We start from the raw sequence: 12,981 nt of genomic DNA, 5'->3' as shown, positions 1-12,981 counted from the left end.
TCGAAGATCAGGTTCCAACATGATGGCTTGGAAGAGCAAGGTAGCCCTGCGCTACCTTTCAATCGCAGCTTTTATCCTTGTAGCCATAGACCCCAAAGGGAACAGTGCTTTTGCGGCGAATACGATCCATGGCTATGACATCGGCACGTGGCGGCTCGGCGATATCGGTCAAGTTATTGATCGCTATATCGAAAGAACAATCCTCCATCTGGATACAGGCGTACGCGCTCATAGTTTTGCTCCAAAACGCAAATGCAATGATCAGACGTACCAGCTCTTCAAAGAGGCTCTGCAAGCCAATCTACAGAAGGCCGAAAGTGATGATCGACATCTGGTCTGGATTGATGAGCTGAAAACTCAGTCCTGCGACTTGATCTTAGGTCACAAGTGGAGTCGTGGTCCGCTTACTGTCGAATACAAGATAGATTTTTACAGCCCTATAAGCTGCTCCCGTATTGGTGAGTTCATCAACTCAGAAGCATTTAGCCGCAGTTATGATAGGCCAATTCTTGTCAGCGGCACGATGTCAGGCGAGGCAAAGCTAGAAAGCGACACGGAAGTCCTGAGACACATCCATAGAAATTATGTTGCCTGTGAGGATATGTCTCCGAACAAACTCAGGATTACAGCCCGCTTCGCCCGCAGGTAGGAACGCTTTGAGAAAGCGAATTGGTGGCTCACCTCTACAAAGCCCTGGCCGGAAAATAGCCCGCAAATTTCGCAGAAGCCCATTTATGGAGTGAGTGCTTGTGAAAAATGGGTCATTCCTTCAACTTCGAGCCGTTCTAGAGCCGGAGAGGAGCGCCTAGTGACCAAAGCCCTCATGGTTGATGTTGATGGGGTCCTCATCAGGGGCAGGCCCGAGGACGGCCGCCATTGGTCGACATTCCTCGAGTCTGATTTGGGGTTGCGGACTGATGACTTGCACCGGGAGTTCTTTGACAGCCATTGGAACGACATCGTGATTGGCCGGGCCAGGCTGGAAGATCGGTTGCCGGAGGTGCTGGAAAGGATTGCTCCCCACGTCACGGCCGATCGGCTCATTGAATACTGGTTCGAGCAAGACGCGCGCCTCGATCACCGGCTGCTTCAGGATCTCCAAACGGTTCGGTCTGGGGGCTTTCAGGTCCACCTCGCCACCAATCAGGAGCATCGGCGTGCGCAATATCTCATGCACACGCTTGGCTTGGCCGACACCGTTGATGGCATCCAGTACTCGGCCCAGATCGGCGCAAAGAAACCCGACGTAGCCTTTTTCCAGAGCGCCACGTCAGGGGTAGGGCTGTTGCCGGCTGACATTCTTTTGATCGATGACACCCCTGAGAACGTCCGCGCGGCCCGAGCCTACGGATGGGAGGCCATTCTTTGGGCTGGCGAGGAGTCTCTGTTGGACGTGCTCAAGGAGCATTTCCCGACCAAATTTGCTGTCAACAAGCTCCAAGTGTCGTGAGCCGAATTTCGCAGAACTGCCTTTACGGAACCTGAGTGGTTGCGTTCTAGGTTGGGCCTAAACATCTCTAGACGGTGACGGACGGGAACGATAGCGTCGGCACATGCTCGAAGCCTCAGACACCCTCGCTGGAGCCGTCGGAAAGCTTGCTGCCGGCAACGTGGGCGCTGCCTGTGTTCTGGGACGGATCGTACAGGATCCGTTCGCCGGCTTCATGATCCTCATGGACCTTGAGAGCACTGACCTGCGGGGCGAAGCAATCTGGCGGCTATACCGCGACGCGCATCACATGGATTTGGACGGCTTCATCCAGGATGTGAAGGCTCGGGCAGGCTGCCTTAGTCGCCTCAGGGTTTGATCCAAACCTCCACTCTCGCGGCTCCGTGTCAGAACTCGTTAGACAAGTCTCTGATTGTCCTCATTAGAGATGTCACCTCCGGGGAGTGACTGCTGAGAGCTCAACCCACCTTGAACAGGCTCTTGCCTTGGCCGCGCCGCCGCGGGGCGCTGTTGCTCCGGCTCATGTCGAGCTCCTTCTGCCGCTCGGCAATGTAGGCCAGAACCGGACCCAGCCGCTTGTTCTCGACGACCGCCGCCTGATCCACCTGCTGGCGTCGGTCAAAGGGCCTGTAGGGCAGCTCCAGGCCCTTGTGCTTGATGGCAAAGCGCCCATCCGGATAGTCATAGACGGTCACCCGCTGGCGGGCGAGGGACAGCGTGATCGCGTTCGGCTCGAGAATGAACAGCACCTGGTCGTACTGCAGGGTCAGATTGCGCGAGACCGTCCGCTCCTCCCGCCAGGCGAACACGTCATCCAGCTCATCGTCCTCGCTGAGCGGGCGATGCAGGTCCTTGTCGCTGTAGGGCGCCTTGGCAAAGCGGCGGTTGAAGTCCGCCATGAATGCCGGCAGGAAGGCATTGCCCGCCTCAAGGGTCGAGATCCCAGCCAGTCGCATCTCCTTGACCAGGCGGTCCTGCAAGGTGCCGTTGGCGCGCTCGACGCGGCCTTTGGCTTGGGGCGAGTTGGCGCAGATGATGTCGATGTTGAGCTGATGCAGGGCTCGCCCGAACTGGGTCATGCCGTCACCGCCCACCGCTCCTTTGCCGTTGACGCGGAAGACGGCATGCTTGTCGGAGTAGAACGCCACCGGCTTGCCGTAGGCCTCCAGGTACTCCCGGGTCGATCGGAAATAATCAAAGGTCGACTCGGTCTCGACGAACTTCAGGTGCATCAGCCGGCTGGTGGCATCGTCAATGTAGACCAGAAGCGTGCAGGGTGGGCCGCGATCCTCGAACCAGGAGTGCTCGGAGCCGTCGATCTGGACGAGTTCGCCGACGCAGTCGCGCCGATAGCGCGGCTGGTGCACCCCTTTGAGCTTCTGCCGGCGCTCCTGCCAGAGACCCGCCGCGATCATCCAGCGCCGGATCGTCTCGACACCCAGATCGATGCCGTGCCGCTCGGCGAGCTTCTCGCAGGCGAGCGTCGGGCCGAAATCGGCATAGTTGGCTGTGATCAGCGCCAGCACCTCGGTCCGCAGCGCCGCCGGGTAGGAGCGGTTGCTGGGCTTGCCGCGCCGGCGCGACACCAAGGCCGTGGGACCACCGGTCTGATAGGCCTTGAGTAATCGGAACACTTGGCGCCGTGTGATCCGCAGCAGTTGGGCAGCTTCGCGCACCGTAATTCGCTCCGCCACGACGTCCCGCAGAATGTGAACCCGATCGATCTCCGGCCGGCTCATCCCGATCACCGTCATCAGACCCAATCTCCCCAGCACCATCACCCAGGGAGAGTGACATTTGTAACGGGGAGAGGAGTGACCTTTCTAACGGGGTTCTACACTCCGAATTCCGATAAGGTCGTTTACGGAACCTGAGTAGTGTCATTCTTTAATGGCTGCTCTTTTGCTGAGCGGGAGCGCAACGGCCGGAACTTGGTCCCTAGCCAGGAACCTAATACTACAGCCGGGATTTACGGCGGCGGGTGCGCTTGCGCCAGTGACATTCGCGAGCACGCTGCTGATGCCGCCGACGCCACGTCGACCAATGCTCCACCGCCTCAACCGAAGGCGGCCGCTCCCACACCAGATGCCAGAGCAGCCGCCGCACCTCCGGCACGGTGAGCGGCAGCAACCCCGCGGCGCGCACGACGGAGGCTTCTCCCCCCGATGGCGTGCTGGCGCACGACGGTGAGATACGCATGCGCCAGCATGGCCAACGTGATGTGGCGATACCAGCCCGTCCACGAGCGCACCTCGTATTCGTCCAAGCCGGTCTCGCCCTTGGCCTCCTCGAAGCAGCTCTCGATCCGCCAGCGCTGACCCGCAATCCGCACCAGCTCAGAGAGCGGCGTCTCCTCCGGCGAACGGGTGAGATAGAACGTGAACTGATGCGGGCGGCCCTTCTTGCGCCGGATCAGCAGCCCGGTTTTCCAACCCGGCACCGGCGGCGTGCGATACGGCAGATAGGCCCAATCGTACAGCCGTGGCCCCTTGGCGCCATCGCCGGCGCTGAGCCGCGTCCAACCTCTGGCCGGCACGTCCTCGAGCCAATCCTCGACGGGCTTGAACCCGAGCCGCTGGGCCGAGGTCACCGCCAGCACGTAGCCGCGCCCATGCGCTTCGACCAGGCGTCGCGTCTGGGAATCGGCGCCATACACGCAGTCGCCCACCACCCACGTGCACGGCACCCCGGCCGCAAACGCCCGTTTGAGCATCGCCTGCCCGAGCTTCGGCTTGGTGGTGAAGTCAACCTCCTCCGGAATGCCCGCTTCCGTCCGCCGTGCCGCATCGAAGGCCCAGGTCTCGGGCAGGTACAGCGCCCGGTCGATCAGCGCATGCCCGTGCCGGCTGGCATAGGCGAGAAACACCCCGATCTGGCAATTCTCGATGCGGCCTGCGGTGCCGGAGTATTGGCGTTTGACGCCGGCCGACTTGTCGCCCTTCTTCAAGAAGCCGGTCTCGTCGAGCACCAGCACGGCCTCGGGATCGCCGAGGTGCTCGACCACATAGGCACACAGGTCATCGCGCACCGCATCGGCATCCCAGTGCATGCGGGCAAGAAAGTCCTGCACGCCATCGGGGCTGGCATCACCGGCCGCTTCGGCCAGGTGCCAGCCGTTCTTGCGCTTGAGCGGCGCGAGCAGCCCTTGCAGATAGGCTCGGGCGCGTCGGCGCGGTTCGATACGGGCGAAACGGGGAGCAATCCGGGTGCAGAGATCATCCAGTTGATCAGCCCAGCAGTGAGCCTCGGTCATGTGCGTCATGGCGCGACACCTCCGTGTCTAAGACAACGCACAATGCCCGGCTGTAGTACTAAAGCGCTTTTGGGATCAGTGTAGGGCATAGCCGGCATGCCTGATCCAGCCTCGGGCATCCTTTGCGGTGATGGTGTCGAGGGCGGGTTTGAGTTCCGCTTCCAAAGCTTCAAGAGTGCGAGGCGCTTTCGCCTTGAGCCGCTCTTTCATCTTGGCCCAGGCGGGCTCGATCGGGTTGAACTCCGGGGAATAGCGCGGCAGGTACAAAAGCCCGATCCCGGCCTGCGCGAGCAGGTCTCGCACTTCTGTGGCCCGATGCGGGCGCAGGTTGTCCAACACCAGAATGGCATCCGGCTTGGTGCGTTTGAGGGCCGGTACCAGGATTTGCTCGAGATAGGCCAAAAGCACGGAGGTCGAGGTCGAGGCCTCGATGCTCATCGTAGCGACCAGGCCCTCACAGGCGAGTGCGCCCAAGACCGTCAGCCGCTGCCACGAGCCGAGCGGGATTGACCCATAGGCGCGTTGCCCACGTGGCGCTCGCGCATGAGTGCGGGCCATCTTGGTGGTCACTCCGCTCTCATCGAGGAACACCAGGCGTTCCACGGGAAGCTCGCTCATCTGCTGGCGGTAAGCCTCGCGCTCGGCGGCAATCTCGGGCCGCTCCTGCTCGGCCGCCCGAAGGGTCTTTTTTTCGGACGCAGCTTGAGCCGCTTGAGCGCCTCGCAGATCACCGCCAGACACACCGTCACGCCCGTTCGCTCGGCCAGGCGCTCGCGGTACTCGCGCAGCAGCGCGTCATTGTCTTCGGCCACGAGCTGACGCAGCACCTCCAGAGCTGCTGCATCCAGGCGCGAGGGCACGCCGCCGCTGTGCGGCTTGGGACAGCGTCGGCCCTCCTCGCGCTCTTGGCGGCGCCAGTTCGAGACGGTGGCGGGGCAGACCTGGAAGCGGCGGGCAATCTCAACCTGAGGAAGGTCGCCACGCGCACAGGCGACAAGAACACGCTCACGCAGATCAGGAGAATAGGGCTGGGGCATGGTTTGCCTCCCGGGCCATATCCCAGTCAACGCACAGACCACCCGAAGCGATTCAAGTCCAGATCAAAAGCGCTTTAGAAGACACGCCAAATACATCGGAAGCATTGCGAGAAACGAGCTGCCGGAGAGCAACTGGTAAATGAACACGCCGACGAATGACCCAACTAGATCCTCGGCCCAGAGGATTTGACGGGTTGGGGATGGCGGAGGAGGGGCAGGCATTCGGGGGCGACCAACACCTCGATACTTCGCGCCACTCCGGGCTGACGGCGGATCAAGCCGGCGCGTTCCAAGGTCAGGATCATCTGGTGCACGGAAGGCGGAGTGACCTGGAAATGGCTCTGCATGTCGGTTTCGGCCGGGGGACGGCCATGGACGCGGGTGTAGGCATCAATGAAGGCCAGGTACTGGCCCTGCCTGTCAGTGAAGCTTTTCTCAGACATTCGCCACACGCTCGATTCATCGGCTGATTCAGCTGGGTCTCTCATGCGGGAGGCCGAGATGAACATATGCTACCGGGTTGAGCTGAGCGAGGCCGAGCGTGCCAACCTCCAGGCGATGCTCAGCGGCGGCAAGCAGGCCGCTCGCACGCTCAAGCGCGCGCAGATCCTGCTGGCGGCCGATGCTGGCGTGCCAGACGAGACGATTGCCCAAAGTATCGCGGTCGGCGGCGCGACCGTGTATCGGACCAAGCGCCGCTTCGTGGAGGGCAACCTGGAGCGGGCCCTCAGCGAGGAGCCCCGTCCCGGCGCCGCCCGCAAGCTCTCAGGCCCGGAGGAGGCGCTGCTGGTGGCAACCGCCTGCGCAAAGCCGCCCGCGGGCCGGGCCCGCTGGACGCTGGAACTCTTGGCCGGCGAGATCGTGCGGCTCACCCAACATGAGAGCCTGTCGCGGGAGACGCTGCGCCGGCGACTCTGCGAGAACGCGCTCAAGCCCTGGCGGCAGAAGATGTGGTGCGTTCCGAAGATTGATGGCGAATACGTCGCCCGCATGGAGGACGTGCTTGATCTCTACGCCGAGCCGTCCGATCCGCAGCACCCGGTGGTTTGCTTTGATGAGAGCCCAGTCCAGCTCATCGGCGAGACGCGTCAGCCGCTCCCGGCCACGCCCGGGCAGATCGAGCGGGTCGATTATGAGTATCGCCGCTGTGGTACGGTGAACCTGTTCGTAGTCCTTGACGCGCATCGGCCCTGGCGCCGGGTCAAGGTCAGCGAGCAACGCACGGCATGCGACTTCGCCCGGTGCATGCGCGAACTTGTAGATGTCGACTTTCCGCAGGCCGAGCGGATCCGGGTCGTGATGGACAACCTGTCGACGCACACGCCCGGTTCGCTCTACCAGGCTTTCCCGCCTGACGAGGCGCATCGCCTCCTGCAGCATCTGGAGTTCCACTACACCCCCAAGCATGCGAGTTGGTTGAACATGGTCGAGATCGAGATTGGGGTGCTCAAGGGCCAGTGCCTGGATCGGCGTATTGACACGCGCGAGGAGCTCGAGCGGGAAATCGCTGCCTGGGAGCGCGAGCGTAACGCCGCCGGCGCACGCATCACCTGGATGTTCACGACCGAAAAGGCCCGGGCCAAAATGGGCCGCGCCTATCCCAAACCCGGCCCTCTCGAGCCACTCGCCAAAAGGTCATGATCACTGTGCCGAGGATCTAGCACCGCTCGCATAATACCCTCCAACTTTCGCTAAATCAGCGGCCCAACTGGATCGTCACGCGCTTCCAGAGATCATAAGAGGCACCGAACTTCGCTGGGATCTCGAAGTGTGCACATCGCCGGATTGCTCGTTCAGCCGCCTGGATAACAGCTTGGTTGGTCTCGGAGTTGGGTTGCGGCTCCAGCACCTGGAGGTCAGCGACGCTGCCGTTCCGCTCCAAATGCAGCTTGATGATGGCCGCCTCTGTTTGGCCTGGTGCGGGGGAGTAGCAGCGGGCGATCTGGGCCACAAGAATACCCACAAGCGCGGTTTTCTCGCTCTTCGAAAGCGCCTGAGCCGGAATGGCTCCCATCAAGACAAACATGAGTGCTGCTGGTCTGAGACTACGCATCAAAGCTCCTCGTTTCCGCTCCGCAGATAAGCGGATGAGGTCAGCTTAGCGGCTTCGCGCAGGTGTGAGAAGATTGTCCGCGAATTGCGCGTAATGTCCTTTATCGAACACGTTCCTCAGGACACGGGGATGGCTGTGTTACAAGATGGCATGGACCAGGAACCGGCTCCAATTGAAACGGACATTGTCGACTCTGCCCTTCTCGGGGCGAGTCTCGGTATGTTGGTTGGGGCACTGTTCTGCTGCTGCCAGATGGTCATGAGCCCAACGCACGACCCCCATCTGGTCAGGGATCCAGCCATTGGCGGGGTCGTCGGCGCCCTCCTCCTCGGCACTCTCTCGATGATCCGCAATCGGATCATGCGGACCAGGAATTTCCGATAAGCATTTATGGAACTACGAACAATCAGCCTCCCAATGAGTTTGTAGACACCCATCAGGAGGGAACAGTGGCACGCTTCTATTTTGACGTGCGGGAAGGTGACAGCTTCACCCGCGATGACGATGGCCTTGAATTCGACAGCCTGGACGAAGCCGCCGCCGAGGCTGCTAACAGCGCGGCTGAGCTCGGACGGGACCGGTTGCCGAAGGGTCATGCCCCCGAGATCATGGTTGAGGTTAGAGATGAGCATGGCGAGCGGGTGCTGACCGTGACGATTTCCATGACCATTCGTCGGGAGGCATGCGCGCTCGCGTATGGGTGATGAATTAAACGCCACCGTCTCGGCGCAATCCAGAAATGGCACTTAGCGTGCAAAGTTGACATGACACCCTGGGTCTAAAACCGGTTGGGGAGGGCGCCCCGGCGGAGCTGGTCGGGGTTGCTCCGCCGGGGCGCCTTACGGTGTCTTGAACATGTGACGCTCACCCTGCCCCCGCCGGCGCGGCGCCTTGGCCGAGCGCTGCTCGTCCCGCTCCTGCTGACGCTGCGCCACATAGGCCAGCACCTCACTCAGGCGCTTGTTCTCGACAATCGCCGCATGCGTCACCCGCCGCAGCTTGTCATAGGTGCGGTATGGCAGGTCGACCCCGTTGTGCCGGATCGCCAGCCGTCCGTCCGGATAGTCGATCACCGTCACACGCTGGCGGGCGAGAGGGCGCGTCAGCTCAGTGGGCTCGAGCAGGAACAGCACCTTGTCGTACTGGAGCGTCAGATTGCGGGTGATGGTGCGCTCCTCGTTCCAGGCGAAGATATCCTCCAGCACCATGTCCTGCGGCACCGGACGGTGCGCATCCGAGGGGCTGATGGGCTCCTTGGCGAAACGCCGGTTATGATCGGCCAGGAACCCCGGCAGGAAGGCGTTTGCTGCCTCGATCGTCGATATGCCGGCAAGGCGCATCTCCTTGACCAGGCGATCCTGCAGCGTGCCGAACGAGCGCTCGACGCGGCCCTTGGCAGCCGGTGTGTTGGCGCAGAGGATGTCGATGTTGAGTTCATGCAGGGCCCGCCCGAATTGGGTCATGCCGTCGCCGCTTTCAGCCTCTGTGTTGCTGACCCGGAAGATGGCGTGCTTGTCCGAGTAGAAGGCGATCGGACGGCCATGGGCTGTGACGTATTCATGCGTCTCGCGCAGGTAATCGAAGGTGGACTCCGAGGGCACGAAAGCCGCATGCATCAGCTGGCTGGTGGCATCATCGATATAAGCCAGAAGCGTGCATTGTGGGCCACGGTTCTCGAACCACCAATGCTTGGAGCCGTCGATCTGGATCAGTTCGCCCCTGCGCTCGCGGCGATTGCGTGGCTGATGAACCGAAGGAAGGCGCCGGCGGCGATCCAGCCACAGACCGTCTTCGATCATCCACTTGCGCAGGGTCTCCCGTGACACCCGGCAGTCATGAACCTCAAGCAACTTCTCGGCCACCAGGGTCGGGCCAAAGTCGGCGTAGCGCTCCTTGATGAGCGTCATGACCAGATCACGGACCGGCTGCGGCAGGCGGTTGTTGCCGGGCTGGCCACGCCGCTTCGACACGAGGCTGGCAGCTCCGTGCTGCCGGAAGTCCTTCAACAGCCGGAAGACCTGTCGGCGTTTGAGCCGGAGCAGGCCGCAAGCGTCCCGAACGGTCACCCGACGGGCTTCTAAATCCATCAGCACATCCAGCTGGGAAAACTCCTTGGCGCTCATCGACACCACCGTCATGCGGCACGTCCTCCTGCAACCCCGAAAAGCAGGAGAGTGCCATTTGAACTTTGCAGAGGGGTGTCATCTCTATATTGCGTCTACACGGATAATTCGCAGAAGCGCCTTTATGGAACATAGTGTCTAACTGTTGACCGATAAATCTGAACGATGGAACTGCTAAATCGTTTAGATCTATCGTCTGCCGACGTGTTCGGGCGCAGACGACTGAGAGACACTGCTGTGCTCCCGCCTTGAGACGGGAGAGAGCCATGTCCACTGCCCAACCATCCCTGTGACCGCCGCTCATCATACCAACCGACTCCAGGCCACTTTGGTACCTGCGGACTTTGCGCTTCTTGAGCCCCCTCTCAAGTTCGTCAATCTCGACTTCTGTGAGGAGGCATGGCGATAACCAACGAGATGGCTGCCCCTCGGCGAACACTTCCCCCCGGCTACATCCACCTGGGCGTCTCAAAGGAGATCGCCCCGACCCTACGCGGCTTCGGCCTCGATCCCGATCCGGTGATCCGGGAGGCCGGGCTCGATCCACGCCTCTTCGACGACGGCACGAACGTAATCTCCTATGTGGCCTTGGGCCGGCTGCTGACCCTGTGCGTGGCCCGCACGAACTGTCCGCATTTCGGGCTCCTGGTCGGCCAGCGCGCCACGGTCCTGTCGCTGGGCTTGGTCGGGCGTCTGATGCAGCATTCCGAGACCCTGGGAGATGCGATGCGTGCTCTCGTGGAGAACCTGAGAATCCAGAACCGGGGCGCCGTGCTGTCGCTCAACATCAGCCAGGACACGGCCCTGTTCACCTTCTCGGTCTACCAGCCTAAGGCCGAGAGTGCCGATCAGATCTCGGCCGGATCGCTGGCCGTTGCCGTGAACGCCATACGGGCCCTGTGCGGATCGGGCTGGGACCCGAGTGAGGTTCTGTTACCCCAGACCGTTCCAGTGGATCAGGAGCCGTATCGACGCCAGTTCCGAGCCCCGATCAGGTTCAATGAGGAAAGCGCCAGCATTGTCTTCCCGGCCCGCGATCTGGATCGGCGGGTTGCTGGGGCTGATCCGATGCTGCGGGCGATGCTAGAGGAGAAGATCCAGCAACTGAAAGGCGCGCAAGGCTCCGCATTCTCGGACGACATCCGGCGGTTGCTGCGCACGCGGCTGACGGGCAATCACTGCTCAGCCGACGACATCGCTGAACTGCTCAACATGCACCGGCGCACCCTCAGCCGGCATCTCAAGAGCAGTGGCATGGGCTATCGGGCGATCACGAACGAGATCCGGTTCGAGATTGCGCGCCAGTTGTTGCAGGACACCCAAGTGCCGCTCGCCCAGATCGCGGCGGCGCTGGGCTATTCGGAAGCGAGTGCCTTCACCCGGGCCTTCCGGCGCTGGTCGGGCCAGACGCCGACAACGTGGCGGAGCCACAGCGACACGGATGATGAGCTCTAGGCTCTGCCCCGAGTCCAGGCACACCCTGGGCCATTCACAACGTGTTTCTGTTCTCAGGCCCGCACCATCCTGTTTGCTTTGGCCCTTCCCCACAACCTTGTTGTGGGGAAGCGACCGCCGCCCCAGCTCAAGCATCAAACAGTTCGGAGAACGGCAGCCGAAAAACCAGCTCGCCGGAGACATTCTCGACCTCAATGACATAGTCCCGCAGGTTCTGCCCCTGAGCCACGAACTCATCTCTGAGATCCTTGGCCGCGCGGACTGCTTCGGCGCAGGCGGTTTCCACGTCCGGGAAGTCGAGACCAAGCTCGTCGCGGCTCCGACTGTGGTGGTCGAACCGGACGTGAAAGAACAAGCGAGGCATGGCCGCTCTCCCTCATGATGGGCTGGCGGCGCTCATCAAAGCGTCAGGACAACGCTGCTCGGCCTATTCTACTCCCATCCGGTGATCCTGTCGTCGCACTCGCGCGTAGAGCTGCGCAATTTCGCATAACGCGCAGTATGAAACCGCGCTGAAGCCGCTACGGAAAGTTTATCTTGGCGGTTTCATAATGCGTGTACCGGGCGCGTTGCGTATCATCCCGACCTCGCTCCATTGCCTCCAAAGCGGGAAAGACGCCCTGGCTGAGGGTCCAAGACGCCCCTGGCTGCGCGTTTCATTCTCGGCGGCAAATTTCCGATGAGCCGATTTCTGCGAACAGATTGTCATTCCTGACGCCAGTAGCGAGCCTTTATGGGCTTGACCGCCGGTGTTGAAGGGCGGGCCAAGAGCTGTCTGGACGTATGGTCCTCCCGCGTCTTGAGGATGGCCATGGCCCGCGCCACCGTGTCCTCGACCCGGCGTGAAAACCCGAACATCGGAAACCTCACCATCGCGGCTCTCCTCATCCAGAGGGGGAAAGACAATCATCGAGAGGTGACGAACAGCACCTTGCCGATCTCGTCGGTGATCACGAAACTCCGGCTTACCCGGCCTTGCCGGTCGAACACCTCGGACCAGACGGCCAGGGTCAGTTCTCGATCCTCGAGGCTCAAGAGGCTCGGCAATTCCTGTCCGGCCGCATCCCAGATCAGCCGGTCGTCAATAAGGGTATGGAAGAAGTAGCGCGGCAAGATGCGACCCCGTTCCTGTCTGGATCAATCACTGGACGCTTGCGGCGCCTCGCCATCAACTAGCTTAAGTTTTGACTGGTGGACGTCATTTCCATAGTCTCAATTTAACTCGACCAGAGCGTCGTGCTTGATCGCTTGGGTCAATCATTTGACCATTTTGGACAGCCCGCGCCATTTCGCATAACCCCCAGTATGGAAAGGCTCAAACGATGGGAGGCTAGGATCTGTTCCGACCCCGAACAGCTTCCGGATGAGAACCAGCTGGTTGAGTTCGAGCGTGCTTATGGCGAGGCGCTTGGACCATTCTGCCAGCGCCGAGGTGTAACGCTCAGCCTGATAGTGAGTTGGATCGTCGCCGCGCGGTTCCAGCGTTGCCAATTCATCTACAGCTTGCTTCAGCAACGTACGCTCTTTGACCATAGGTGCACCTCTGGCACTCTGACCTGAAACTGCTCCCGAAAGTGCCGGTTGTCATCATCAAGGCGCGTATTTCGCAG

17 protein-coding genes are annotated in these 12,981 nt (G+C 61.4%); 6 read left to right on the top strand and 11 right to left on the bottom strand.

Going from position 1 to position 12,981, the window contains the following annotated elements; genetic code table 11:
- Window positions 1-19: 19 nt before the first annotated feature.
- The 3 genes from BB934_RS36180 to BB934_RS36170 all read left to right on the top strand — a co-directional run bounded on the left by BB934_RS36180 (window position 20) and on the right by BB934_RS36170 (window position 1,808).
- Window positions 20-649: a hypothetical protein gene (locus BB934_RS36180; protein WP_099514590.1), complete on the top strand. Its 630-nt coding sequence runs from the start codon at window positions 20-22 to the stop codon at window positions 647-649.
- Window positions 650-823: 174 nt separating this feature from the next.
- Window positions 824-1,450 (top strand): HAD family hydrolase, encoded by a 627-nt coding sequence (locus BB934_RS36175; protein ID WP_099514862.1) that lies wholly within the window; start codon window positions 824-826, stop codon window positions 1,448-1,450.
- Between the two features lie 103 nt (window positions 1,451-1,553).
- Complete coding sequence (locus tag BB934_RS36170) at window positions 1,554-1,808, top strand: hypothetical protein (RefSeq protein WP_099514589.1); 255 nt, start codon at window positions 1,554-1,556, stop codon at window positions 1,806-1,808.
- Between the two features lie 100 nt (window positions 1,809-1,908).
- On the opposite strand, the gene BB934_RS36165 is transcribed toward BB934_RS36170, so the two are convergent.
- The 5 genes from BB934_RS36165 to BB934_RS36145 all read right to left on the bottom strand — a co-directional run bounded on the left by BB934_RS36165 (window position 1,909) and on the right by BB934_RS36145 (window position 6,183).
- A complete protein-coding gene (locus BB934_RS36165; protein ID WP_099511638.1) occupies window positions 1,909-3,204 on the bottom strand; it encodes an ISNCY family transposase in 1,296 nt (431 codons plus the stop codon).
- Between the two features lie 302 nt (window positions 3,205-3,506).
- The gene (locus BB934_RS36160; RefSeq protein ID WP_237050104.1) at window positions 3,507-4,712 is read right to left on the bottom strand and encodes an IS701 family transposase; all 1,206 of its coding nucleotides are present in this window, start codon (window positions 4,710-4,712) and stop codon (window positions 3,507-3,509) included.
- A 66-nt stretch (window positions 4,713-4,778) separates the two neighbouring features.
- Window positions 4,779-5,354, bottom strand: a complete 576-nt coding sequence (locus BB934_RS36155; RefSeq protein ID WP_237050334.1) for an IS630 family transposase — start codon at window positions 5,352-5,354, stop codon at window positions 4,779-4,781.
- A complete protein-coding gene (locus BB934_RS36150; protein WP_099511489.1) occupies window positions 5,318-5,740 on the bottom strand; it encodes a helix-turn-helix domain-containing protein in 423 nt (140 codons plus the stop codon). The genes BB934_RS36155 and BB934_RS36150 overlap by 37 nt, the downstream gene beginning before the upstream one ends.
- A gap of 164 nt (window positions 5,741-5,904) precedes the next feature.
- Window positions 5,905-6,183, bottom strand: a complete 279-nt coding sequence (locus BB934_RS36145) for a LexA family protein (RefSeq protein ID WP_099508982.1) — start codon at window positions 6,181-6,183, stop codon at window positions 5,905-5,907.
- A gap of 58 nt (window positions 6,184-6,241) precedes the next feature.
- On the opposite strand from BB934_RS36145, the gene BB934_RS36140 reads away from it, so the two are divergent.
- The gene (locus BB934_RS36140) at window positions 6,242-7,381 is read left to right on the top strand and encodes an IS630 family transposase (RefSeq protein ID WP_099511657.1); all 1,140 of its coding nucleotides are present in this window, start codon (window positions 6,242-6,244) and stop codon (window positions 7,379-7,381) included.
- A 55-nt stretch (window positions 7,382-7,436) separates the two neighbouring features.
- Here BB934_RS36140 and BB934_RS36135 read toward each other — a convergent pair whose 3' ends face one another.
- Window positions 7,437-7,793, bottom strand: a complete 357-nt coding sequence (locus tag BB934_RS36135; RefSeq protein WP_157934535.1) for an energy transducer TonB — start codon at window positions 7,791-7,793, stop codon at window positions 7,437-7,439.
- Window positions 7,794-8,242: 449 nt separating this feature from the next.
- On the opposite strand from BB934_RS36135, the gene BB934_RS36125 reads away from it, so the two are divergent.
- Complete coding sequence (locus BB934_RS36125; RefSeq protein ID WP_099514586.1) at window positions 8,243-8,497, top strand: DUF6894 family protein; 255 nt, start codon at window positions 8,243-8,245, stop codon at window positions 8,495-8,497.
- A 135-nt stretch (window positions 8,498-8,632) separates the two neighbouring features.
- On the opposite strand, the gene BB934_RS36120 is transcribed toward BB934_RS36125, so the two are convergent.
- A complete protein-coding gene (locus tag BB934_RS36120) occupies window positions 8,633-9,931 on the bottom strand; it encodes an ISNCY family transposase (RefSeq protein WP_099514585.1) in 1,299 nt (432 codons plus the stop codon).
- A 384-nt stretch (window positions 9,932-10,315) separates the two neighbouring features.
- Here BB934_RS36120 and BB934_RS36115 point away from each other — a divergent pair, with 384 nt between their 5' ends.
- Window positions 10,316-11,371, top strand: coding sequence for an AraC family transcriptional regulator (locus BB934_RS36115; RefSeq protein ID WP_099514584.1), 1,056 nt, complete (start codon window positions 10,316-10,318; stop codon window positions 11,369-11,371).
- A gap of 127 nt (window positions 11,372-11,498) precedes the next feature.
- Here BB934_RS36115 and BB934_RS36110 read toward each other — a convergent pair whose 3' ends face one another.
- From BB934_RS36110 to BB934_RS36100, 4 genes are all read right to left on the bottom strand, one after another.
- Window positions 11,499-11,735 (bottom strand): DUF6894 family protein, encoded by a 237-nt coding sequence (locus BB934_RS36110; RefSeq protein ID WP_099514583.1) that lies wholly within the window; start codon window positions 11,733-11,735, stop codon window positions 11,499-11,501.
- Between the two features lie 341 nt (window positions 11,736-12,076).
- A complete protein-coding gene (locus tag BB934_RS47850; RefSeq protein ID WP_157934534.1) occupies window positions 12,077-12,244 on the bottom strand; it encodes a hypothetical protein in 168 nt (55 codons plus the stop codon).
- Window positions 12,245-12,277: 33 nt separating this feature from the next.
- A complete protein-coding gene (locus BB934_RS36105; protein ID WP_099514582.1) occupies window positions 12,278-12,484 on the bottom strand; it encodes a DUF6894 family protein in 207 nt (68 codons plus the stop codon).
- Between the two features lie 144 nt (window positions 12,485-12,628).
- Window positions 12,629-12,904: a hypothetical protein gene (locus BB934_RS36100; protein WP_099514581.1), complete on the bottom strand. Its 276-nt coding sequence runs from the start codon at window positions 12,902-12,904 to the stop codon at window positions 12,629-12,631.
- Between the last annotated feature and the right edge of the window lie 77 nt (window positions 12,905-12,981).

The organism is Microvirga ossetica, assembly GCF_002741015.1.
Classification (GTDB): Bacteria; Pseudomonadota; Alphaproteobacteria; order Rhizobiales; family Beijerinckiaceae; genus Microvirga; species Microvirga ossetica.
The sequence above is the reverse complement of the archived record's forward strand: the minus strand, read 5'-3'. Positions and strand labels throughout refer to the sequence as shown.